Below are 1176 nucleotides of genomic sequence, written 5' to 3' on the forward strand. Positions count from 1 at the left end.
ATCCAGCTCCACGGCGGGGTCGGGATCACGTGGGAGTATGACGTGCATCTCTTCTTCAAGCGCGCCCACGGCACGGCCCAACTCCTGGGCCAGCCCCACGAGATCCTAGCGGCGCTCGAGGCCGCCGCGGGCCTCTAGAATCGCCCGCATGAGCCCCTTCCCCGAGCACGGACGGACCAACGACCAGCGACTCGCCGAGGACCTGGCCGCGCAGGCCGGGCGACTCCTGACCGACCTCCGGGTCTCCCGGGTCGCGCCGGAGGACCTGGGCGGGTTCGCCGAGGGCGAGGCGCGGGCCGTGATCGTGGACCGCCTGGCGGTGGCCCGGCCCGACGACGCGGTCTTCGGCGAGTGGAACCCGGACTCGCGCGAGCGACTGGACGCCGACCGGGTGTGGTTCGTGGACCCGCTCGACGGCGTGCGTTCCTACGTGATCGAGGGCCGCCCCGACTGGGCCGTCCACGTGGCCCTGTGGGAGTCCGGCCCCGAGGGCGTCGGCGGGATCACCGCCTGCGCCATCGCCATGCCGGCGTACGGCCGGGTGCTCACCGGCCGCGGCGCCACCACCTACCAGCCGATCTCCATCATCCGCGGCCCGCGCCCCGGCCCGCTGGTCCCCCCGCGGCAGGACGACCGCCTGCGCATCGCGGTGTCGGAGGCGGAACCGCCCGCATTCGCCGAGGAGCTGGCCGGGGCGCTCGACGCCTCCCTCGTCCACCTGGGCTCCGGCGGCGGCAAGACCGCGACCGTGGTCGAGGACGAGTGCGACGCCTACATCCACACCAGCGGGCACCACCAGTGGGACTCGGCTGCCACGTTCGGCGTCGTGTGCCAGCGCGGACTGCACGCCAGCCACCTCGACGGCTCGGAGCTGCGCTACAACGTCGAGGAGATCGAGCTGCCTGACCTGCTGGTCTGCAGGCAGGACGTGGCCGAGCGGATCATCGACGCCGTGGCCGGGTACCTCTAGGCCTCCAGCCCCCGGTAGCCGGCGAACCGCTCGGCGACCTGCTCCTCGCTGAGCCCGTAGTCGGCGAGCGTGTACCGGTGCGCGGGCGCCCGGTCGCCGGACAGGCTGCGCTCGTTCTCCGCCACCACGGCGGCCCGCACGTCCCCCGCCAACTCCGTGCCCGCGGCCGCGTACACCCGCTCCACCACGCCGGCGGGGTCGCGGAC

At 74.1% G+C, this 1176-nt stretch carries 1 protein-coding gene and 2 pseudogenes; 2 read left to right on the top strand and 1 reads right to left on the bottom strand.

Features of this window, described 5'->3' with window-relative positions; genetic code table 11:
* Both B4M60_RS12785 and B4M60_RS12790 read left to right on the top strand, forming a co-directional pair.
* A pseudogene (locus tag B4M60_RS12785) lies at nt 1–138 on the top strand (acyl-CoA dehydrogenase); the annotation flags it as partial.
* Between the two features lie 10 nt (nt 139–148).
* Nucleotides 149–970, top strand: a complete 822-nt coding sequence (locus B4M60_RS12790) for an inositol monophosphatase family protein (RefSeq protein WP_291084616.1) — start codon at nt 149–151, stop codon at nt 968–970.
* Here the strand turns inward: B4M60_RS12790 and B4M60_RS12795 are convergent.
* Nucleotides 967–1176 (bottom strand): annotated as a pseudogene (locus tag B4M60_RS12795) (sulfotransferase); the annotation flags it as partial. The gene B4M60_RS12790 and the pseudogene B4M60_RS12795 overlap by 4 nt on opposite strands.

Source organism: Dietzia sp. UBA5065, assembly GCA_002415925.1.
Taxonomy (GTDB): Bacteria; Actinomycetota; Actinomycetes; order Mycobacteriales; family Mycobacteriaceae; genus Dietzia.